This is a genomic window from Idiomarina aminovorans, from assembly GCF_023155095.1.
GTDB lineage: Bacteria > Pseudomonadota > Gammaproteobacteria > Enterobacterales > Alteromonadaceae > Idiomarina > Idiomarina aminovorans.
The window spans coordinates 130,311-150,887 of sequence record NZ_JAKNDA010000003.1 but is presented as its reverse complement, the minus strand read 5'-3'; the positions used below and the strand labels follow the sequence as shown (position 1 = coordinate 150,887).

General features: G+C 48.1%; 21 protein-coding genes. 17 read left to right on the top strand and 4 right to left on the bottom strand.

Annotated features, from left to right (window positions below; genetic code table 11):
* Window positions 1–4: 4 nt before the first annotated feature.
* From L8G48_RS07265 to der, 3 genes are read left to right on the top strand one after another with little or no spacing between them, the layout of a single operon-like run.
* Window positions 5–613 carry a tetratricopeptide repeat protein gene (locus tag L8G48_RS07265; protein WP_248263941.1) on the top strand — a complete coding sequence of 203 codons (609 nt, stop codon included), beginning with the start codon at window positions 5–7 and terminating at the stop codon, window positions 611–613.
* Window positions 613–1,848 (top strand): outer membrane protein assembly factor BamB, encoded by a 1,236-nt coding sequence (bamB, locus tag L8G48_RS07260; RefSeq protein ID WP_248263940.1) that lies wholly within the window; start codon window positions 613–615, stop codon window positions 1,846–1,848. The genes L8G48_RS07265 and bamB overlap by 1 nt, the downstream gene beginning before the upstream one ends.
* 6 nt (window positions 1,849–1,854) lie before the next feature.
* Window positions 1,855–3,294 (top strand): ribosome biogenesis GTPase Der, encoded by a 1,440-nt coding sequence (gene der / locus L8G48_RS07255; protein ID WP_248263939.1) that lies wholly within the window; start codon window positions 1,855–1,857, stop codon window positions 3,292–3,294.
* A 49-nt stretch (window positions 3,295–3,343) separates the two neighbouring features.
* Here the strand turns inward: der and hslO are convergent, their stop codons facing one another.
* Window positions 3,344–4,168, bottom strand: coding sequence for an Hsp33 family molecular chaperone HslO (gene hslO / locus L8G48_RS07250; protein WP_248263938.1), 825 nt, complete (start codon window positions 4,166–4,168; stop codon window positions 3,344–3,346).
* A gap of 30 nt (window positions 4,169–4,198) precedes the next feature.
* Window positions 4,199–4,600, bottom strand: coding sequence for a ribosome-associated heat shock protein Hsp15 (gene hslR / locus L8G48_RS07245; protein ID WP_248263937.1), 402 nt, complete (start codon window positions 4,598–4,600; stop codon window positions 4,199–4,201).
* A 150-nt stretch (window positions 4,601–4,750) separates the two neighbouring features.
* Between hslR and gspC the strand changes: the two genes are divergently transcribed.
* The 13 genes from gspC (at window position 4,751) to L8G48_RS07180 (ending at window position 16,811) form a co-directional block, all read left to right on the top strand.
* Window positions 4,751–5,623 (top strand): type II secretion system protein GspC, encoded by an 873-nt coding sequence (gene gspC, locus L8G48_RS07240; protein ID WP_248263936.1) that lies wholly within the window; start codon window positions 4,751–4,753, stop codon window positions 5,621–5,623.
* 1 nt (window position 5,624) lies between these two features.
* Window positions 5,625–7,703: a type II secretion system secretin GspD gene (gene gspD, locus L8G48_RS07235; RefSeq protein WP_248263935.1), complete on the top strand. Its 2,079-nt coding sequence runs from the start codon at window positions 5,625–5,627 to the stop codon at window positions 7,701–7,703.
* Entirely contained in the window at window positions 7,696–9,180 is a 1,485-nt protein-coding gene (gene gspE / locus L8G48_RS07230; RefSeq protein WP_248263934.1) for a type II secretion system ATPase GspE, read from the top strand. The genes gspD and gspE overlap by 8 nt, the downstream gene beginning before the upstream one ends.
* A 3-nt stretch (window positions 9,181–9,183) precedes the next feature.
* Window positions 9,184–10,410, top strand: coding sequence for a type II secretion system inner membrane protein GspF (gene gspF / locus L8G48_RS07225; protein ID WP_248263933.1), 1,227 nt, complete (start codon window positions 9,184–9,186; stop codon window positions 10,408–10,410).
* 2 nt (window positions 10,411–10,412) lie between these two features.
* Window positions 10,413–10,850: a type II secretion system major pseudopilin GspG gene (gene gspG, locus L8G48_RS07220; protein WP_248263932.1), complete on the top strand. Its 438-nt coding sequence runs from the start codon at window positions 10,413–10,415 to the stop codon at window positions 10,848–10,850.
* Window positions 10,825–11,391, top strand: coding sequence for a type II secretion system minor pseudopilin GspH (gspH, locus tag L8G48_RS07215; RefSeq protein WP_248263931.1), 567 nt, complete (start codon window positions 10,825–10,827; stop codon window positions 11,389–11,391). Before gspG ends, gspH begins: the two co-directional genes overlap by 26 nt.
* 2 nt (window positions 11,392–11,393) lie before the next feature.
* Window positions 11,394–11,786, top strand: a complete 393-nt coding sequence (gspI, locus tag L8G48_RS07210) for a type II secretion system minor pseudopilin GspI (RefSeq protein WP_248263930.1) — start codon at window positions 11,394–11,396, stop codon at window positions 11,784–11,786.
* Window positions 11,776–12,459 (top strand): type II secretion system minor pseudopilin GspJ, encoded by a 684-nt coding sequence (gene gspJ, locus L8G48_RS07205; RefSeq protein ID WP_248263929.1) that lies wholly within the window; start codon window positions 11,776–11,778, stop codon window positions 12,457–12,459. Before gspI ends, gspJ begins: the two co-directional genes overlap by 11 nt.
* The gene (gspK, locus tag L8G48_RS07200; RefSeq protein WP_248263928.1) at window positions 12,449–13,435 is read left to right on the top strand and encodes a type II secretion system minor pseudopilin GspK; all 987 of its coding nucleotides are present in this window, start codon (window positions 12,449–12,451) and stop codon (window positions 13,433–13,435) included. The genes gspJ and gspK overlap by 11 nt, the downstream gene beginning before the upstream one ends.
* A 3-nt stretch (window positions 13,436–13,438) precedes the next feature.
* Window positions 13,439–14,659: a type II secretion system protein GspL gene (gene gspL / locus L8G48_RS07195; protein ID WP_248263927.1), complete on the top strand. Its 1,221-nt coding sequence runs from the start codon at window positions 13,439–13,441 to the stop codon at window positions 14,657–14,659.
* Window positions 14,656–15,174: a type II secretion system protein M gene (locus tag L8G48_RS07190; protein WP_248263926.1), complete on the top strand. Its 519-nt coding sequence runs from the start codon at window positions 14,656–14,658 to the stop codon at window positions 15,172–15,174. Before gspL ends, L8G48_RS07190 begins: the two co-directional genes overlap by 4 nt.
* Window positions 15,171–15,917: a type II secretion system protein N gene (locus L8G48_RS07185; protein WP_248263925.1), complete on the top strand. Its 747-nt coding sequence runs from the start codon at window positions 15,171–15,173 to the stop codon at window positions 15,915–15,917. The genes L8G48_RS07190 and L8G48_RS07185 overlap by 4 nt, the downstream gene beginning before the upstream one ends.
* Window positions 15,918–15,992: 75 nt before the next feature.
* Window positions 15,993–16,811, top strand: coding sequence for a mechanosensitive ion channel domain-containing protein (locus tag L8G48_RS07180; RefSeq protein WP_248263924.1), 819 nt, complete (start codon window positions 15,993–15,995; stop codon window positions 16,809–16,811).
* 70 nt (window positions 16,812–16,881) lie between these two features.
* On the opposite strand, the gene L8G48_RS07175 is transcribed toward L8G48_RS07180, so the two are convergent.
* Together L8G48_RS07175 and L8G48_RS07170 are read right to left on the bottom strand one after the other, a co-directional pair.
* Entirely contained in the window at window positions 16,882–18,150 is a 1,269-nt protein-coding gene (locus L8G48_RS07175) for an O-acetylhomoserine aminocarboxypropyltransferase/cysteine synthase family protein (RefSeq protein WP_248263923.1), read from the bottom strand.
* Complete coding sequence (locus L8G48_RS07170; protein WP_248263922.1) at window positions 18,147–19,055, bottom strand: alpha/beta fold hydrolase; 909 nt, start codon at window positions 19,053–19,055, stop codon at window positions 18,147–18,149. Before L8G48_RS07170 ends, L8G48_RS07175 begins: the two co-directional genes overlap by 4 nt.
* A gap of 152 nt (window positions 19,056–19,207) precedes the next feature.
* On the opposite strand from L8G48_RS07170, the gene xseA reads away from it, so the two are divergent.
* The gene (gene xseA / locus L8G48_RS07165) at window positions 19,208–20,518 is read left to right on the top strand and encodes an exodeoxyribonuclease VII large subunit (RefSeq protein ID WP_248263921.1); all 1,311 of its coding nucleotides are present in this window, start codon (window positions 19,208–19,210) and stop codon (window positions 20,516–20,518) included.
* The last annotated feature ends 59 nt before the right edge of the window (window positions 20,519–20,577 follow it).

The window sequence follows — 20,577 nt, the reverse complement described above, 5'->3', positions numbered from 1 at the left end:
TCCGGTGGATGAAGAACAACAAGTAGAACGTTTAAAAGACTTTTGGAAAGAACACGGCAAAGGTATTATTGCTGGCCTTGTTATTGGTTTTGGTTTGTTTTACGGCTGGCGTTATTACGATCAGCACACTCTGGAAACCCAAGAGCGGGCTTCGGCAAACTACCAGCAATGGACTACAGAGCTGTCTGAGGGTAGTGAAAATGCTGTGCTTGAGGCTCAGGAATTTGTTAGCGAAAACCCAGAAAATATTTACGCACAACTGGTCGCTTTAGAATTAGCAAAGCACGCAACTCAGCGAGCTGACTTGGCAACGGCTGTTACTGTTTTGCAGGCTGTAGTCGATAATACTGATGACAAAAATATGTCCGCGTTAGCAAGTATCCGCCTGGCTCGAGTGTTAATCGCTAAAGAGCAACTGGATACTGCTTTAAACTTGGTTCAGAAGTCTTTACCTGAAGCTTTTGTCGGGTTTGCGGCGGAACTGGAAGGCGATATTCTTGCTGAGCAGGGTAATACCGAAGAAGCCCGTGCAGCCTATGAACGCGCATTGCAGGCAGGTGAGTCACTGACTCCGGGGCTGCAAATGAAACTCAACAGCTTGGCTAAGTCATAATGCAATTGATTAAACGCTTTACTAAAGGCAGTTTGCTCTTTACTGCTGCAATTCTTGTTACTGGATGCTCAGTTTTTGGTGATGATGAAGAACCGAAATTTGCCGAATTACAGGCTGTTTCAGAGCAAGTTCAGCCCCGGGTTTTATGGGATGCTTCCGTTGGCAACGGCATAGGAGAGCATTTTTCGCGGCTTAATCCGGTAGTGGAGTATGGCAAGGTTTTTGCCGCAGACAGGAATGGAATTGTTAGTGCATTTGATCAGTCGACAGGTGAACGCTTGTGGCGTATTGACCTGCGCAAGTTGATTCAATTCGACGAAGCAACCGACGAAGGTTGGTTTAGCGGCATTTTTTCAACCCCTTTCCCGGCGCGTATATCCGGTGGTTTAGTGGCTCGTTATGAGCGTGTTTTTCTGGGGACAGAAAATGGTGATGTGGTAGCGCTTAACGCTGAAAGCGGTGAAATCGTCTGGCATACAGAAGTGAACAATGAAGTCATGTCCGATCCCGCTGTCGGAGAAGGACGGGTTGTTGTGCATACGGGGGGCGGAAAGGTTATTAGTCTGGATGCCGAAACCGGCGAACAGCAATGGGAATACGAATATCAGACACCTATGCTTACGGTTCGTGGCGCCTCGGCCCCCGCTATTATTAGTGGTGGTATTGTTGTCGGTGACAGCAATGGTGTCGGTATGGTGCTTATTGCGGAGAACGGTCAGCAAGCATGGACTCAGCCTATTGGTAAGCCAAGCGGAAGTACAGAGCTCGAACGTTTAGCTGATGTTGATGCGAAACCAGCAACTCAGGGAACCACCCTGTACATGGTTGCTTTTAACGGAGAGTTAGTTGCGCTGGAGCTGATGAGTGGCGAAGTACGCTGGAAACGTGACTATAAAGCGTTTGAAAATATGCTGGTGACTAATGGCCGCATTTTTTTAACCGATGTTAAAAGTCATGTTTACGCATTAGAGCAAAGCGGTGGTATTGAGCGCTGGAGTAATACTCAACTGTTCGGTCGTAAATTAAGTGCCCCGGCATGGCACCGCGATCATGTCGTTGTGGGTGATTTTGAAGGTTATCTGCACTGGTTAGATAGCGACAGCGGTAATATTGTCGGTCGCTATGAAGTGGGTGGTGACGGTGTTTATGTTGCGCCCGTTGTTGATGGCAACATTATGTATGTGCAAACCCGAGACGGTGATATCATCGCGCTCGACATTCAATCAGGAAGTTAATTAAAGATGTTACCTGTTGTCGCGCTGGTCGGGCGCCCAAATGTGGGGAAATCCACGCTTTTTAATCGTTTAACGCGGACACGCGACGCACTGGTAGCGGACTTTCCCGGGTTAACCCGGGACCGTAAATACGGTCAGGCAAATTACGATGGTTATCAATTTATTGCTATTGATACCGGTGGTATTCATGGTGATGAAGAAGGCATTGACGAGGAAATGGCTAAGCAGTCGTTGCTGGCCGTTGATGAAGCCGATGTGGTTCTTTTTATGGTGGATGCCCGCGACGGTGTAACCGTTGGCGATCAAGCTATTGCAAAACACCTGCGTAAACAAAATAAAAAAGTTTATCTGGTTTGTAATAAAATTGATGGTATTGATGCACACTCGGCGATGGCGGACTTTTATTCGTTGTCACTGGGGGAGCTTTACGGTATTGCAGCGGCTCATGGACGGGGGGTTGAGCAGTTACTTGAGATTTGTTTCAAGCCCATAGTAGAAGACTATCCCGATGTTATTGTGCCTAAAGAGAACGAGTCTGAAGAGCTCGACCACGATGAAATTGACTACGACAAACTGCCGTTAAAGCTAGCTATTGTGGGGCGACCCAACGTTGGTAAATCAACCTTAATTAATCGTATTTTGGGTGAAGAGCGGGTTGTTGTTTATGACATGCCGGGTACCACTCGTGACTCCGTTTACATTCCCATGCAGCGCAACGAGCGCGAATACGTTTTAATCGATACCGCCGGAGTGCGTCGCCGTGGGCGTATTGGTGAAGCTATTGAAAAATTCTCGGTGGTGAAAACGCTGCAGGCCATTGAAGACGCCAATGTTGTTCTGATTGTCATCGATGCGCGAGAAACCATCAGTGATCAAGACCTCAACCTCATCGGATTCGCGTTAAATGCAGGTCGCTCAATAGTTATTGCAGTGAATAAATGGGATGGTCTGGAAAGTGACCATAAAGATGAAATCAAGCGAGAGCTGGATCGCCGTCTAGGTTTTGTAGATTTTGCCCGACTTCACTTCATCTCGGCTTTACATGGTACTGGCGTGGGCCATTTATTTGAATCTGTTGAAGAAGCTTATGCAAGTGCGACTCAACGTATTAGCACATCAAAGCTCACCAAAATAATGGAAATGGCGCAGGAAGAGCATCAACCGCCGTTGGTCAGTGGTCGCCGTGTGAAATTAAAGTACGCACATGCGGGTGGTTATAACCCGCCCCGCATTATTATTCATGGTAACCAGGTAAAAGATTTGCCCGGTTCTTATCAGCGTTATTTAATCAATTACTTTCGTAAGGCCATGAAGGTTATGGGAACACCGATTAAAGTCGAGTTCCGCGAGCCGGTTAACCCCTATGAAGGTAAGAAAAACCAACTGACTCTTTCTCAGCAACGCAAGCGCAGACGACTGATGAAGTTTTTGAAGAAGAAAAAGTAATTGTGAATGACGAAAAGCCTGCTATTTACTGCAGGCTTTTCTTTATCCATTAATTGAAGTCAGAAGGGGTAAAGCGGTAGTCTGTCAGACAATAATCACAGGTCATTAAAATCTCGCCTTCCTCGGCTAAAATCTCACTAATTTCCTGCGGGCTTACTGAAGCCAGTGCTTCTAACGTGCGTTCACGCGAACAACCACAAACAAAACTGACCGCTTGCGACGGGTATAAATGCACTTTCTCTTCGTGATAAAGCCGGTGTAGCAATTGTTCGGCTGGCAACGTATAAATTTCTTTGGCGGTAATGGTATCGGTAAGCGTTGCTAAGTGCTCAAAGCCGCTTAAGTCTTGCCCGGTAGCCGGTAAGCGCTGCAACAACATACCGGCGGCGTGTTCACCATCGGCGTGTAACCAAACTTGAGTATGCAGTTGTTCTGACTGTTCAAAATAATTTTCGAGCATGGCTGCCAGAGAGTCGGCATCGGCACTGACAACGCCCTGGTAACGTTCGCCGGTATCCGGAGTTAAGGTAATGATCAGTTGACCTTTTCCTATCATCGATTGTATGTCAGTCGCATTAATCTCGGATTTTAATCGCGCTATACCTCTTAACTCCTGATTATGATTACCATTAACCGCAATAAAGTTAAGCGGGCCGTCCCCTTGGAGTTGCACCGCAATATGCCCCTGGAATTTTAGCGTTGCAGTCAGCAGTGATACGGCAGCCATCATTTGTCCCAATAACTCCTGAACAGCAGCTGGATAGTTATGACCACGTATTAAGGTTTGATAACTGCTGGTCAACTGAACCAGTTCACCGCGCACATCGTGCTCATCAAAGGTGTAACGTAACAATTGATCCGTTGGGTATTCCATGGACACTCCTGTTTATTAATAACTGATGGTTTACTCACCGCTGTCTTTCATTCTGATAAGCTGACGGCGCTGCTTTTTATCCGGCCGTCCATCCGGGTGCGGATTATACAGTGAATTGAGTTTCCTCGCTTCAGCATTTTGTTCGCGCTTTTCAATGCTTGCTTCGGTTTCCTGATAAAGTAACTGGGCTTCACTGGCACTGCGGCGCTGCTGGCTCAGAGCCATTACTTCTACTTCTTTAGTGTCGAAACCCTGGCGCAGTGTAATCAGAGCACCCACCTGGACTAATTTAGAAGGCTTGCTACGTTGTCCGTCATAATGTACTTTGCCGGATTGAACCATTTGTCGGGCAAGGGCTCTGGTCTTATAGAATCTTGCGGCCCAAAGCCATTTATCCAGACGAGTGGAGCTTTCTTTTTGAGTATTTGTCATAAAAACGCAACGAATTCGTTATAAACTGTGTGTTAATCGATTGTTGACTCATGTTGCCTGCGCTAGAATGCATGAATCGTCTTTTGTGAGTGTAACAAGAATAAGAATAAAGTGACTGTCCGACTCCAACAAATATTTACAGATCCACAAATGTGGCGCCGATTAATGCAGGCGCTAACGGCTTTTGCGTGGTTTTTAGTAGCCGTGCTGCTGGCGCGTTTCACCTGGTCCTTGGTCAATCCGGCTGAACCTGAGGTAAATGCGACGCTGCCTACAGTCACCGCGGATGCTTATGCTCCCGTCAATACCGACTTAAGTGCCTTAAAGTCGTTAAACTTATTTGGTGCAACAGAGCGGAGGAATCGTTCTTCAAATACCCGGAATGCGCCACAAACATCCTTAAATGTCCGCCTGATAGGCGTTTCTGCCAGTTCTAATCCGCAGCGTTCAGCCGCTATTATTCAGCAAGGTAGTCAGCAACAAACCTATATTATAGGCGAGAGTCTGGGAAGTTCATCGGTTACTGTAGAAGAGATTCACGCTGACCGTGTCATTCTTGACAATAATGGACGCTTAGAAACTTTGCAGATGGAAGATATTGGCGAGGATCGACCTGCGCTGTCACTTATTATTGATGATTCAGCTAACGCTGCTGAAGCTTCAGGCTCAGCTGATCGTGATGAGGCTACCACGACTGATGCTGCGGTTGAGCAGCAGTTGGCCGAGGTAGCCACTAACCCTTCGTCTTTGCTTGATTACGTAAGCATTTCGCCGGTGCAGAATAATGGTCAGTTAAAAGGGTATAAATTGAATTCAGGAAAGAATCCCGAATTATTCCGGGAGGCAGGTTTCCAAAACGGTGATTTGGCAGTGGCTATTAATGGCTATGATCTGACTGACATGGAGCAAGCAATGCTGGCCAGTCAGGAACTGTCCGGGCAAGAGCAGGTCATCATTGAAATTGAGCGCGACGGTGAACGGATGGAGCTGTCGCTTGAGCTACCGGTAAAACAGGATAATTAATATGACAGTGGCAAAGAGTGGCTTAAAAGCATGGCTGGGAGCGCTGGGGTTAGCATTGACTCTTATGAGCTCGCCATTAAGCAGCGAAGAATATGCCGCCAGTTTTAAAAACACGGATATTAACGAATTTATTCAGGTGGTTGGTCGTAATCTTGAGAAAACCATTATTATCGACCCGAACGTGCGGGGCAAAATCGATGTCCGCAGTTACGATGTGATGAACGAAGAGCAGTATTATCAGTTTTTCCTGAATGTACTCGAGGTCTATGGGTTCGCCATTGTCGAAATGGAATCGGGTGTGCTTAAAGTCATACGCGACAAAGACGCAAAAACATCGTCCTTACCTGTTCTGGACAGAGATGCCCGAGGTTATGGCGATACCATGGTGACCCGCGTAGTGCCGGTCGAAAATGTTTCGGTACGCGAGCTGGCGCCCCTGCTGCGTCAGTTAAATGATCAGAGTGGCGGCGGTATGGTGGTCAGTTACGATCCTTCCAATGTCATTATGATGACCGGGCGTTCGGAAACCGTACAGCGTTTGGTGGAAATTATTGAGCGGGTTGATCAGGCCGGTGATCAGGATGTCGACATGATCAGCCTTGAGTATGCATCGGCCAGTGAAATTGTCCGGATTGCTCAGTCGTTGTTTGAAAAGAATAATGACGGTGTGCCGGCGTTACTGATTCCTAAAATAGTTGCCGATGAACGCAGTAACAGCGTCATTGTCAGTGGTGAACCCCGTGCAAGAGCGCGGGTGGTTAAGCTGATTAGACAGCTTGATCAGGATTTAAAAACCGAAGGCAATACCCGGGTTTTCTATTTAAAGTACGCGAAAGCGCCTGAAGTGGTTGAAGTTCTGAAAGATGTCAGTCGATCTATTCAGGCCGAAGTTGAACAACAATCAAGTACTGGAAATACCACACAGCGTCGCCGTAGTGGTGGTGATGAAACTGTCAGTATCAGTCCGCATGAACCGACTAACTCGGTGGTTATTACGGCACAAAAAGACATGCTGGCGTCACTGGAAGAAGTAATTCGCGACTTAGATATTCGTCGGGCTCAGGTTCAGGTCGAGGCCATTATTGTTGAAGTTATGGAAGGCGACAACGTTAACTTTGGGGTGCAGTGGATCAGCGAAGACGGTGGTATGGTTCAGTACAACGACGGGAGCCAGGTACCTATCGGCAGTTTGGCCGCCGGCGCTTATCAGGCTCGCGATAGAGAGGGGTCAACGGTTGTCTCCGAAGGCGGGGCTGTTACGCAGAACCCTGATCAGCCAGGTGATATCTCATTGTTAGCCAATCTACTGGGTTCGGTAAACGGCATGATGTTCGGTACCATTAAAAATGACTGGGCCGCAGTTGTGCAGGCGGTTACTCAGGACTCCCGTTCCAACATTCTGGCAACACCCAGTATTGTCACCGTTGATAACGAAGAAGCCAGCTTTCTGGTCGGTCAGGAAGTGCCAACGATCAGCGGCTCTACTACGGGTGATAACAACGACAACCCTTTTCAGACGGTTAACCGCACCGAGATAGGTATTAAGTTAAAAGTAACGCCTCAGATTAACGAGGGGGATGCGGTGCAAATGACCATAGAGCAGGAAGTGTCCAGCTTAAGTGGTGCCACAGCCGTTGATGTTATTATCAATAAGCGTGAACTGAAAACGACAGTCATGGCTGACGACGGCGAAACCATTGTTCTTGGTGGTTTGATTGACGAAGACGTGCAGGAATCGGTTTCTAAAATTCCGTTGCTGGGCGATATTCCTATTGTAGGCAGGCTGTTCAGTTCAACCTCAACGTCTCAGCAAAAACGTAACTTAATGGTGTTTATTCGTCCGACGATTGTGCGTGACGGTAATCGGATGCGTGAATTGAGCTCAGCTAAATACAATTATATGCGGGCTTTACAGTTAGATGAGCGCGCGCGTGGTATTTCTCTGATGCCGACCGAGGACGCTCCGTTGTTAAACGACTGGGACAGTGCGTTAGCTCTTCCGCCGGGTTTTGATGAATATCTGGAAAGCCAGGAAAACGAAGACGCGGAAACAGCAACGAACGGACAAGAAAATGACTGAAGCGAGCGCTATTGCAACAACCCGCTTACCTTTTAGCTTTGCTAAACGCTTTGGTGTTGTGGTAGAGCACGGAGAGCCTATGGTGTTGCATTGTCGTGCCGGTATTTCCGCAGCAGCACTGCAGGAAGTGAGACGTGTTTTAGGACAGCCGGTAACATTACAAGAGCACGCCGCCAGTGACTTTGAAAGCTTATTAACCCGAGCTTATCAACGCGACTCATCCGAAGCTAAACAGTTGATGGAAGACATTGGTAACGAATCCGATTTATTTTCATTAGCTGATGAATTACCGCAAACGGAAGACTTGCTGGAAAGTGAAGACGACGCTCCTATTATCAAGCTGATTAACGCCATGCTGAGCGAGGCGATAAAAGAAGGGGCCTCCGATATTCATATCGAAACTTTCGAGAAAACACTTTTAATTCGGTTCCGTATTGATGGTGTGTTACGTGAAGTGCTGCGGCCAAATCGAAAGCTGTCCTCGTTGCTGGTTTCACGGATAAAAGTCATGGCGCAACTGGATATCGCTGAAAAGCGAGTGCCCCAGGACGGCCGTATTTCTTTGCGGATTGCCGGGCGAGCCGTGGACGTTCGGGTGTCGACCATGCCGTCGAACCATGGTGAGCGGGTGGTGCTTCGTTTATTGGATAAAAACAACGCAAGGCTGAATCTGACCGAACTGGGAATGACCGACGCGAATCGTAAAATTTTTCAGGAACTGATTTATAAGCCGCACGGTATTATTTTGGTTACTGGGCCTACCGGGTCCGGGAAAAGTACCACTTTGTATGCGGGGCTGAGTGAAATTAATTCGAAAGACCGTAATATTTTGACCGTTGAGGATCCAATAGAGTACGCCATTGATGGCATTGGTCAGATGCAGGTTAACCCCAGAGTGGACATGACTTTTGCCCGTGGCTTGCGGGCCATTCTTCGACAAGACCCTGACGTGGTGATGGTAGGTGAGATCCGCGATGTGGAAACGGCGCAAATCGCCGTACAAGCCTCGTTAACCGGTCATCTGGTTTTATCTACGTTGCACACCAACACAGCCGCTGGTGCTATTACCCGCCTGGAAGATATGGGGGTTGAACCGTTTTTGCTGTCTTCCAGTTTACTGGCTGTATTATCGCAACGTCTGGTGCGTACACTTTGCCCGGAATGCAAACAGCCGCATCAGCCCGACGACGAAGAGAAAAATATGCTGGGGCTTAGCGCTGCAGATGATAGTGTCATTTACCGTGCCGGTAGTTGTGAACGTTGTAATCATACCGGTTATCGGGGGCGTACGGGCATCCATGAATTATTGGTGGTGGATGATCACGTCCGCGAACTGGTACACAACGGTCATGGTGAGCAGTCTATTGAAAAGTACATTAGACAGTCGACGCCGGGTATTCGCCATGACGGTTTAGCAAAAGTACTGCAAGGCAAAACAACGCTGGAAGAAGTGCTGCGGGTTACCCGCGAGGAGTAAAGGGTGGCGGCATTTGAATACCAAGCTGTTGAAGCTAACGGCAAAAAGAAAAAAGGTGTACTGGAAGCCGATACTGAACGGCAGGTGCGCCAGTTATTGCGTGAAAAAGGCTTAATGCCTTTAACCATAGAACCGGCCGCAGACCAGGATAGGAAAAAAACTTTACGGCCGCGTTTTGGGCTTCCTCAGCGTAAGGTGAAAGCGCAGGATTTAGCCTTAATTACGCGACAGCTATCAACCCTGGTGAGCTCTGCTCTTCCTATTGAACAGGCGCTGTTCGCGGTAGCTGATCAAACCGATAAGCCACGTTTAAAAAAGCTGCTCATGTCGGTACGTAGCAAAGTGGTCGAAGGTTATGGGCTTGCTGAAGCCATGTCAGAGTTTCCGGGCGTTTTTGATTCGTTATATACCGCCATGGTTGCTGCCGGAGAAAAGTCAGGGCACTTAGATACGGTATTGGATGAGCTGGCAAACTACACGGAACAGCGGCAGCACATGAAAAGCCAGTTAACTCAGGCGCTTATCTATCCGCTTATGCTGACTTTGGTGGCGGTTGGTATTGTGGTGTTCCTGCTGGTGTCTATTGTGCCGCAGATAGTCGATAACTTCTCGACCATGGGTCAGGAACTGCCTCCAACGACCCTGGCTATGATAGCCATTAGTGAGTTTTTGCAGAACTGGGGTTTGTGGTTATTGATTGCAGTTGCAGCGGTGCTTGTGGCTTTTAATCAATGGGTCAGAAATGAAAAGAACCGCCTTAAATATCACCGGCGACTGTTAAAACTGCCGATGCTGGGTAAGGTCATTAGAGGAGTCAGTACCGCTCGCTTCGCCAGAACCCTGAGTATACTGACATCTTCGGCGGTGCCATTGCTCGATGGTTTGCGTATCACCTCATCAGTGATTGGAAACTTAGCAATAAGACAAGCGGTTGATGAAGCCGCAGATAGAGTGCGCGAAGGCTCGTCAATGCGGGGAGCCTTGCAGGAAACAGGCTTATTCCCGCCGATGATGCTGCATATGATAGCGGCCGGTGAAAAGTCTGGTGAGTTGGAACAAATGCTGAAGCGTTCAGCAGACAACCAGGACAGAGAGTTTGAGAATTTGGTGTCGGTCAGCTTAAAAGTGTTTGAACCGGTGCTGATTGTAACGATGGCCGGTATTGTCTTCTTTATTGTACTGTCTATCATTCAACCCATTTTACAATTAAATAATAGTGTAGGGCTTTAGCTATGAGACGTCATCAAACAGGTTTTTCATTGGTCGAAGTAATGGTGGTTATTGCCATTATCGGAATTTTGGCGACCATGGTGTTACCCAATGTGCTGGGTAACCAGGAAAAAGCAAATGAACAAAAAGTGATTGCCGATATTGTCGCTTTAGAAAATGCGCTGGCACAGTACCATTTAGATAACGGCATGTTCCCGACTACAGAGCAGGGCCTTGAAGCTTTAGTGAACGAACCGAATTTAGATCCGCAACCGCGCAGTTATCGTGGTGGTGGCTATATTCGTCGTTTGCCGCAGGACCCCTATGGGAATGAGTACTTATTACTGAACCCGGGTCAGTACAGCGACGTGGATATTTTCTCACCCGGGCCGGATGGCCAGCCGGGCACTGATGATGATTTTGGCAGCTGGATGATTGGCAACAACAACCGTGATCAATAAGCGTTGTCAGTTTGGTTTTACCTTAATTGAAGTGATGCTGGTGATGGCTATTCTTGGCCTTATTGCCAGTGCGGTTGTGTTTACTTTACCTGGTGGCGAACGGGGTAAAGACTCCCCTCATAATGCCGCTGTTACCTTACGCCAGCAGTTAAATTATGCCCGTGAATACGCAATGGTCCGGCAACAACCAACTGGCATAAAGTTTCATGAGGATGGTTATGAGTTTTTGTTCTGGCAGGATGAACAATGGTTGACACAAAGCCCGCGCGGTCTTCGCGCTCAAAAAACGGAATTTCCGCTGCGCTGGCAGTTTAGCAGCCAGGGCCTGCAAGTACTTGAGCAAAATGAATCGCTGAGTGATGGCTTGTTCTCGGAAGAGAGTGATGAAAATAAGCAGGTGCCCGATATTCTTATCCTCCCCAGTGGTGAAATGACCTTATTCAGTATTCATATTGAGCATTTAAATGACCCTCAGGCGGAACGCTGGTTGATTGCAGAAAATAGCTGGTTAATCAGTATATCCGCAGAGGCCCCGGAATAACTATGCGTTTTCTGCGGGGGTTTACCTTAATTGAGGTAATGGTCGCTTTATCGGTTTTCAGTCTGGCGGCACTGGCGGCCTTGCAAGCTGCCAGTGGCCATCTGACCGGGTTAAGCGCATTACAGGACAAAACCTTTGCTCAGTATGTTGCCTCTAACCGATTAGCCGAATTGTCTATTGAGAATAAGTGGCCTTTAAAAGATGGCCGGGAAGGTCAGCAAAAGCAGGCCGGAGTCACTTGGTACTGGCAGCAACAGGTAACCGAAACCGTAACACCAAACGTGGTTGCCGTAACCGTGAAAGTTCAGAAAAGTGAAGACGGACGAGAACATTTTCGGTTAACCCGTTATGTGCGTAAGCCGGATTCAGCAGGGGGGACGCGAAATGCACGTTAACCCTGCGACTAAGGGTTTTACCTTAGTTGAAGTGTTGGTAACTATGGTGATATTTGCAGTTATCGGTATTGCCAGCTTTCAGGTGCTCAACCAAATGGTCAGTACCGAGGAGCAGTCTCAGCAGCAACGTGAGCAATTAGAGCGTCTGCAGTTTAGTCAGTTACTGATGCAGCAGGACATTCGGCAAATGGTTGCAAAACCAACGCGTCCTTCCGGCACAGACGTTGTGCATCAATATTTGAGTAATGACCCGGGCTATTTTGATTCAGACGGCGGGGTATTGGCGTTTGTCAGAAGTGGCTTTGATAACCCGGGTAATATGATGCCCCGCAGTGAGTTGCAACCCGTTGTTTACCGTTTATGGGATGGCAATTTACAGCGAGTGACGCAGACTTTTATTAATGGCCGTTCAGCTGATCCGTCAGTGCAGACGTTAGTAGAGGATGTGAACGAGCTCTCTTTTCGTTTCTATCGAAGTGATACAGCCAGCAATGCGAACCAGGGCGTAGAGCAAGGCTGGAGTGATAACTGGGAAACTGAAGGTGATTTACCCAAGGCGGTTGAAGTGACGATTCGCAGTGAGAATTTTGGCACCATTAGACGCGTGTTCCTGATTGCTGCGGCAGGGGTGTCCGGCGACACCACCAGCGGAGGGTTGCGACGTGAAAATTAGTCAGAATTATCGCTCGCAACAAGGCGCTGCGCTTATCACCGTATTATTGGTTATTGCTCTGGTTTCAGTTATTGCCGTGAATTTGGGCGCGAAGTTACAGCTGCAGATTATACGTATGAGTAATTTGCAGCAGGCTGAACAGAGTTACTGGATGTGGTTAAGCGCTGAAGATGTGTTAAAAGAAGTGCTTCAGCGTGAATTAGATGAAAATGACGGTGTTGCTCATCTGGAGCAGAACTGGGCCGGTCAGAATGGACCTTTTCCTGTTGAAGGCGGACAAATTGCGGCGCGGGTGAATGACTTATACAGCTGTTTTAATTTGAACAGCCTGGTTTCTGACAGCGAAGACCCCGGGATTCTGGAGAAACGGAAGCGGCAATATAAAGCTCTGCTGCAAGCGCTTAATATTGATAGCTATCAGGCAGAGATTTTAACCGACAGTCTGGTAGACTGGCTGGATGAAGACAGTCAGTTATCCGGCAGCAATGGTGCAGAAGACCCTGATTATGAGAGCTTACCCAAGCCGTATCTAGCCGCCAATAGCCAGTTAATGGAGATGAGCGAGTTAAGGATGGTGCGTGGATATAGCGCTAAAGTCGTTAATACACTAGCGCCTGTTGCCTGTGTTATTCCTAATGAGTCGGATTTAACTCTCAATATAAACACTCTGGAACAAGAACAGGCAGCGGTATTAACCGGGGTAACAGAAGGTAAGTTAACACTTGCTGACGCTATGGCTTTTATCAGTAACAGGCCGGAGCAAGGCTATGAGTCTGATGAAGAAGTTGCACAGCTGGCGGAGCTTGCAAGTGTCCGCTCAGAGTCAAACAGTGAACTGTCAGAATTGACGGTACACAGTGAATACTTCGAACTGGTGGCATTGATCCAGTGGGGGGAGATAGAAATGAGAGCGCGCTCGGTATTACATTTAAATGAAGGTCGAGTACAGACATTGTACCGGGCGATGGGAGACTAGTTTATGCATGAAACATTGATTCTGCGTTTGCCGGCTTTTGGCACCGACGAACCCATACCCTGGCTGGTCTGGCATAACAGTCAGCAAGAGCTAATTGCCAGCGGCGAACTCAGTTCAGCGGCAGAGCTTTCTCAGTTAAAAGACAAAGCCAGCCGTTGCGAAGTGATTGTTGCCCTGCCGGGACAAGATGTTTTAATGACTAAAGTCACACTACCTGCCGGTACCAAAAGGCACTTGCAGCGCATTATTCCATTCGCACTGGAAGAAGAACTGGCAAGTGATATTGACGAGTTACATTTCGCCTGGCCGGATGTCAAAGGAACGGAATTGCCGGTTGCAGTGGTCGCAAAAGAGCGTATGAATGACTGGTTGCAAGTATTAACTCAAGCCGGTATTGATTCTGCTTATTGGTTACCTGACTGCTTTTTACTCCCGCATCAGGAAGGTGTTTGGCAGGCCATGGAGCTTGCCGACAGTGTGCTTGTCAGAACCGGAGTTTGGCAGGGCTTTACCATAGAGAAGAACCAGTTTGCACAACTCGCTCCGTCTTTTGCTGCTGAACAGGAAAATCCTACAGAGATTATTCACTATGGATCGCTTAACTGGCCGCAGGCTCCGGCACCGTTGAGCGCAGCGGATATTGAAGTCCCCTTTACCATTGCCGTGCAAAGTGTTGCGACAGGTAAAGGAATTAATTTGAGGCAGGGAGCTTATCGCTCGCAACGGGCCAAACGTTCTTTCGACTTACCATGGCGAGCTCTGGCTGCTGCGGCAAGCGCGCTATTTATTCTGGCCGTATTATTAAATGGTGTCCGTTACTGGCAACTGGACTCGCAGCGTGAAGTTTTAAAAGCTCAGTCTGAGCAGCTCTACCGGGATGCTTTTCCCGGCCAGACGCGTATTGTGAACTTAAAGGTTCAATTGCAACGTCAGCTGGAGAGTCTCGGTCTTGGCAATGGCGATAAAAGGTCAGTACTGACGGTATTGCAGCAATTGGCTCCGGCCTTTAAATCACAGCCCGATTTGCAACTTGAGTTACTACGTTTTCAGAATAATGAACTGCGTTTGCAGGCAACTGGCAAAAGTTTTTCTCAGTTTGAAGCTTTCCAACAAGCGGTAAAAGCTGAAGGTCTCAGCATTGAAACCGGCTCGATGAATAATCGCGGTGACCAAGTATCGGGCTCATTAACGGTTCAGCTCAATGGTCAGGGAGAACAATCATGAACCGATTCAAAGATTATTTAACCCCTTACCTCGATTTAGCTAAGCAGCGCTGGTGCCAGTTTAATAAACGAGAGCAAAGCTGGTTAGCGGTGTTGGGCGGAGTACTTTGTATTGCCGTGTTGTATTTTACTATTTGGCAGCCAGGCGCCCAGGCGGTTGCCAATGCTGAGCGAAAACTTGAAGCACAACAAAGTCAATATCAGTGGGTTCAGCAAGCAATAGCGCGTTATAAAAAACGGGAACAAAACACGGCTGAGCAACAGAGCGCTTCAGGTTCTGTGGTTCAGCGCATTAACCGTGCAGCGGCTGCACAAGATATTCAAATTGCGCGTTTGCAGCCACAGGGTCAGGAGTACTTGTTGAGTATTGACGATGTTGCGTTTTCAGACTTATTAAGTTTTCTGGCTGAACTGGAACAGCAGCAAGGCCTGGCGCTGAGCGCGGTGGATATAGCGAAATTAAATACGCCCGGGCAAGTGCGCCTGCGCAAATTACTGGTAAGAGAGGCTTCATGAATTTAAAACGCTGGATACCCTGGTTAGTTGTCGTGTATCTGGTGGCCATGCTGGTCATGCTGCCGGCAAGAGTGGTTTACTGGTTTCCGTTGCCGGATAACGTTCGGCTGTCTCAGGTGAGTGGTAGTTTGTGGCAAGGGGCTGCCGGGCAGGTTGCCGTCGATGGTATTGTTCTGAATAATCTCAGCTGGAACTGGCAGGTTTTTTCTGTGTTTTTGGGAGAGCTTGTAGTTGATGTCGATTTGCCTTCTCAGAATAACCCTTTTGCGTTGAACGGGCGGTTATTAGCGGGTTCAACCAAAGTTGGCGCTAAAGATGTAAAAGCCAGTGGTGATGTGAATGCGTTATTGAAGTTAGTTGGTACTCGCTTACCGTTGAAAACCGGCGGCAACTGGCGCTTATCATTAGATACCTTTGTGGTGACCGCTCCCGGACCGGTGCGGTGGTGCGATGAGCTGGAAGGTCAGGCAACAGGCGAGCAAATTCGTGTGCTGGTAAACAACCAATGGCAGTCGTTAGGAGATTTTCCGGTTGATTTGGGGTGTAGTGCTGACAACACTGTCAGCCTGGCGATGGATGGTAATAATAGCCTGGGATTAGAAATTAATGGCCGTATTAATAGCCAGAATTTCAGTGCGCAAGGCACGGTCAAACCCACGCCTGAAACCCCAGAGGGCCTGGCTGAAATGATGCAGTATATGGGCACGCCTGATGCCCGGGGGCGCTACTCATTCCGTTTATGATCTCACTTGTGGGTGAAGGCGTTTATAATTACTGTAATTAATTATTGGTTTAAGTTTCGGTGTAATAGGAATTTTATGGACAGCATTGTACAGTGGATTAATGACAACCAAGACATGCTAATCGGCTTCTCGATTAAGTTTATCATTGCTATAGCAATATTAATTATCGGTAAAATTGTTGCTAACACCGTTACCGGTATGATGAGCAAAGGCATGCGCAAACGCGAAGTCGATGGCGCGGTAATTAGCTTTGTTGGGGCTATTATAAAAACCGTCATCTTCATTGCTGCTATTATGATGGCGCTGTCGCATGTCGGCGTTGAAACCACGTCCTTCATTGCCATATTAGGTGCGGCCGGTCTGGCGATAGGCTTGGCTTTACAAGGTTCGTTATCCAACATTGCATCGGGTGTATTGCTAATTATGTTCCGGCCTATTCGTGCCGGCGAGTATGTTGACGCCGGCGGCGTATCAGGAACCGTTGAGCAGATTAATATCTTTCAGACCATTATGAAAACCCCCGATCGCAAGGTCGTTTTTGTGCCTAACTCCGAAATTATCGGTGGCCCAATTATCAATTATAACCGTGAAGAGTTACGTCGTATTGATTTGGTTATCGGAGTGAGCTATAGCGCTAATTTGCAGCAGACCAAAAAAGCATTGATGGATGTTATTACCAGCGATGAACGTGTTCTTAAAGACCCGGAGCCAATGGTGACGGTAACGAATCTGGGTGATTCATCGGTCGATTTTAACGTGCGTCCATGGACAAAAAATGAAGACTACTGGCCCACCCGATGGGATTTACTGGAACGTATTAAAGATCGTCTGGATGAAGAGGGCATTGGCATTCCCTTTCCGCAAATGGATGTTCACCTGAAGAAAAACGACTAATTTGCTGCAGCTTGTGTTTTAGTCTGAAAAAGGCCACCTTAGAAAAACGCGGTGGCCTTTTTATAAGCGTTTAACCTAACGCTTGTGAGAGATCCGCAATAATATCGTCCACATTCTCAATCCCTACGCACAAGCGTATGGCTTCAGGTTTTACACCAACTGACGCTTGTTCCTCTGTTGATAGCTGCCGATGCGTTGTGGAAGCAGGGTGGCAGGCCAAAGACTTCGCGTCACCAATATTCACCAGGCGCTTAAACAACTGCAGTTTGTCATAAAAAGTCACGCCGGCATCGTAGCCGCCTTTAACACCAAAAGTGAGTAACGAAGCTGGAACCCCTTTCTTAATATACTTTTGCGCTAACGGGTGGTTGGGATGTTCCGGCAACGCAGCAAAGTTAACCCATTCGACGTTTGGATGGGCTTTTAAATATTCAGCGACTTTTAGTGCGTTTTCACAATGACGCTCAATGCGCAAAGCCAGAGTCTCCAGACCCTGCAATAATAAGAAGGCGTTAAACGGCGATAAACAAGCGCCGGTGTTACGCAACGCCACAGTACGCACACGAGCAATGAAAGCGGCCGGACCAAAAGCTTCAGTGTAGACCACTCCGTGATAAGCGGGCTCGGGTGAACTGAACTGAGCAAAGCGCTGTTTTTCTTTGGTCCAGTCAAAACGCCCGCTGTCGACAATTAAGCCTCCCACCGAGTTGCCGTGCCCGCCAATGTATTTAGTCAGCGAATGCACAACAATATCCGCACCAAAATCTATCGGTTTGCAGAGTATCGGGGTGGCAACGGTGTTATCGACCACCAGCGGCACGCCTTGTTCATGAGCAACGTGAGCATAGCCCTCTAAATCAGCGATATTACCGGCCGGATTACCGATGCTTTCGCAAAAAACGGCTTTGGTTTTGCTATCAATGAGTTTGGCGATAGCTTCCGGCTTGTCTGAATCGGCAAAGCGTACGTCGATACCAAAGGAAGGCAACATGTGACGGAACAAAGTATAGGTGCCGCCGTAAAGCTGGGGGGTGGTGACAATATTGTCTCCCTGGCTGGCCAGGGTAATTAACGCATATTCAATGGCGGCCATGCCGGAACCGACGGCAAGCGCAGCCACACCATGTTCAAGTTCGGCTATCCGTTTTTCCAGAACATCGTTGGTCGGGTTCATAATGCGTGAGTAAATATTCCCTTCAACGGCTAAATCAAACAGGTCGGCGCCATGTTGTGCGTTATCAAACTCGTAAGAAACGGTTTGATAAATGGGGGTGGCAACCGACTTTGTGGTCGGATCGGTTTTGTAGCCATGATGTATGGCCAGTGTTTCGTCTTTCATGCGGACTCCAGTTGAGATTTGGTTAAAAAGTGCGTTAAAGCGGATTGGTATTGTTCGACATTTTTAATAAAACCGTCGTGACCAAAAGGCGTTTCAATTGTCAGCCGACCCATATTGTTGGGTAATAACTGTTCCAGTTCAGTGACCAGACTGGGCGGCGCAATGGCGTCATTACTGAAATCAATAAGCTGCACCTTTGCCTGAATCCCGGTTGGGTCAATGGCGTAGTCATTCAATATAGGCGTTAAATGCGTGAATAAGCTGCGGCAGCCATTACCATTTTGTTTTAACAGCTTTTCCCCCTGGTACAATAGATACTTAAACGCATCGTCAGTGTCATTAAAACGTTGCTCGAACTCGTCAGCAGTACGGTAACTCAGCGTTGCCAATGCCCGCGCCAGAATAATCCCCGACTGATCATCGCTACAACGTTGAACGAGCGCCTGCTGGAAGTAGCGCAATAAGGCGGAATGAACAGAGGGTCTATGGGCTGCGCTGATGACACACAAGCGGGCTAATTCAGTGGGACGGTCGGCTGCAAACTGAAGCCCGAGAACGCCACCAAATGATCCGCCAACCCAGGCTTGAAGATTGTCAGTCTGTTGGCTAATTGCCTGGCGTATGGCTTCACTGTGTTGTTTCACGGTTAAAGGAGTAGCCGGGCAGTCAGAACCTCCCAGTCCGCCAAGGTAATCGAAGCTAATAACTTGTACGTCATTCAATTCAGAAAATACCGGGTGAAGCGATTGCCACCAACCGCTCTTATCAGCTTTCCACAGACTGCCGCTGGCACTGATGCCGCCTTGAACAATAATGGCAGGGGCATCGGCAGGACCGTAGCGATAACCTTTAATGCGTCCGAAAGACGTTTCTGTATAAAAACTGCAGGCAACTGGCTGAACCATAGTTCACCTCACATTGATGAGTCATTTTCAGACTGTAATCAATAGAAATAGAGACGTCAAGACATTTAGACGTCTAAATGAATTTGTGTTTATTTTGATACGGAGTGAATGTGGTATGATTTGGCCATTAATTTCGAACAAGAGTAATGCTCATGGTGTATTCGGTCAGTCAATTGAATATTGAGATCCGCCAACTGTTAGAGCAGGGATTTGGTCAAATCGCTCTGGTGGGTGAAATTTCAAATTTTGCCGCGCCCGGCTCCGGACACTGGTACTTTACGTTAAAAGACGAACGCGCCCAGGTTCGCTGCGCCATGTTTCGTAATGCCAACCAGCGCGCCAAAGTTCGGCCGCAAAATGGTATGCAGGTACTGGTCAAGGCTAAGGTCACTGTTTATGAACCCAGGGGTGACTATCAGCTCATTGTTGAGCAGGTAGAAGATGCGGGTCAGGGGTTATTACAGCAGCGTTATGAGCAATTAAAAGAAAAATTGTCGGGCGAAGGATTATTTGCGGCAGAACGTAAAAGACCCTTGCCGGAGCACATTCACAAAGTGGGCGTATTAACGTCCCCGACCGGAGCTGCGGTAAAAGACATATTAGCGGTTATGAAGCGCCGTGACCCAAGTGTCGAGGTTATTATTTATCCGAGCACGGTGCAGGGCGAAGCTGCCGTGCCGCAACTGCAGTCGATGCTAAAAATAGCCTTTGAACGTAATGACGTGGATGTACTTTTAGTCAGTCGTGGGGGCGGTTCACTGGAAGACTTATGGTGTTTTAATGATGAGAATTTTGCGCGTCTTTTAGCGACAGCACCCATGCCTACCATCAGTGCAGTCGGTCATGAGATTGATTTCACCATTGCCGACTTTGTTGCCGATGTGCGGGCTCCTACTCCTTCCGCAGCGGCGGAACTGGTTACTTGCGATCAACAACAGCAACGACAAAAAGCGCAAGCGCTTCAGCAACGTCTGGCTCTGGCGCAACAACGACTGTTACAGCGTTTAAAGCAGCGTTGGCAGTTTATGCAAACCCGACTTCAGCAGCAACATCCTCAGCGTCAGTTGCAGCAGCAGTCACAACTGGCCGATGAATTGCAGGCTCGCGCATACCGGGCATTACAAAATCGGTTAGCACGTCAGCAACAGCAAGTGTCTCATTTGCACGGGCGGCTGCAGGCGGTTCATCCTCAAAGAAAATTACAGCGTTTAAAAGAGCAGTTGAACAGTCAACAGCAGCGCCTGCCACTGGTTATGCAACGGTTGCTCAAAGATAAGAAAACGCAGCAACAGCAACTGATGCAGTCACTGAATCTTGTCAGCCCGCTGAACACTCTGGAACGCGGGTACGCTATTGTCCGTACCGACGATGGTGAGGTCGTGCGCAGTGAGCAGCAGGTGCGGGTTGGTGACACCATAGAAGTCCGGCTGGCCGACGGCAGTATTGCCGCCAAACGGCAATGATCCTGCGGTTATTGTCATATTCCTGACATCTTGGCTTTGCTATACTGAGTCAGTTATTT

Coding starts and splice junctions, on each gene's coding strand:
- bamB (WP_248263940.1), top strand. CDS start 613: ATGCAATTGATTAAACGCTTTACTAAAGGCAGTTTGCTCTTTACTGCT.
- der (WP_248263939.1), top strand. CDS start 1,855: ATGTTACCTGTTGTCGCGCTGGTCGGGCGCCCAAATGTGGGGAAATCC.
- hslO (WP_248263938.1), bottom strand. CDS start 4,168: ATGGAATACCCAACGGATCAATTGTTACGTTACACCTTTGATGAGCAC.
- hslR (WP_248263937.1), bottom strand. CDS start 4,600: ATGACAAATACTCAAAAAGAAAGCTCCACTCGTCTGGATAAATGGCTT.
- gspC (WP_248263936.1), top strand. CDS start 4,751: ATGTGGCGCCGATTAATGCAGGCGCTAACGGCTTTTGCGTGGTTTTTA.
- gspD (WP_248263935.1), top strand. CDS start 5,625: ATGACAGTGGCAAAGAGTGGCTTAAAAGCATGGCTGGGAGCGCTGGGG.
- gspE (WP_248263934.1), top strand. CDS start 7,696: ATGACTGAAGCGAGCGCTATTGCAACAACCCGCTTACCTTTTAGCTTT.
- gspG (WP_248263932.1), top strand. CDS start 10,413: ATGAGACGTCATCAAACAGGTTTTTCATTGGTCGAAGTAATGGTGGTT.
- gspI (WP_248263930.1), top strand. CDS start 11,394: ATGCGTTTTCTGCGGGGGTTTACCTTAATTGAGGTAATGGTCGCTTTA.
- gspJ (WP_248263929.1), top strand. CDS start 11,776: ATGCACGTTAACCCTGCGACTAAGGGTTTTACCTTAGTTGAAGTGTTG.
- gspL (WP_248263927.1), top strand. CDS start 13,439: ATGCATGAAACATTGATTCTGCGTTTGCCGGCTTTTGGCACCGACGAA.
- L8G48_RS07190 (WP_248263926.1), top strand. CDS start 14,656: ATGAACCGATTCAAAGATTATTTAACCCCTTACCTCGATTTAGCTAAG.
- L8G48_RS07185 (WP_248263925.1), top strand. CDS start 15,171: ATGAATTTAAAACGCTGGATACCCTGGTTAGTTGTCGTGTATCTGGTG.
- L8G48_RS07180 (WP_248263924.1), top strand. CDS start 15,993: ATGGACAGCATTGTACAGTGGATTAATGACAACCAAGACATGCTAATC.
- L8G48_RS07175 (WP_248263923.1), bottom strand. CDS start 18,150: ATGAAAGACGAAACACTGGCCATACATCATGGCTACAAAACCGATCCG.
- L8G48_RS07170 (WP_248263922.1), bottom strand. CDS start 19,055: ATGGTTCAGCCAGTTGCCTGCAGTTTTTATACAGAAACGTCTTTCGGA.
- xseA (WP_248263921.1), top strand. CDS start 19,208: ATGGTGTATTCGGTCAGTCAATTGAATATTGAGATCCGCCAACTGTTA.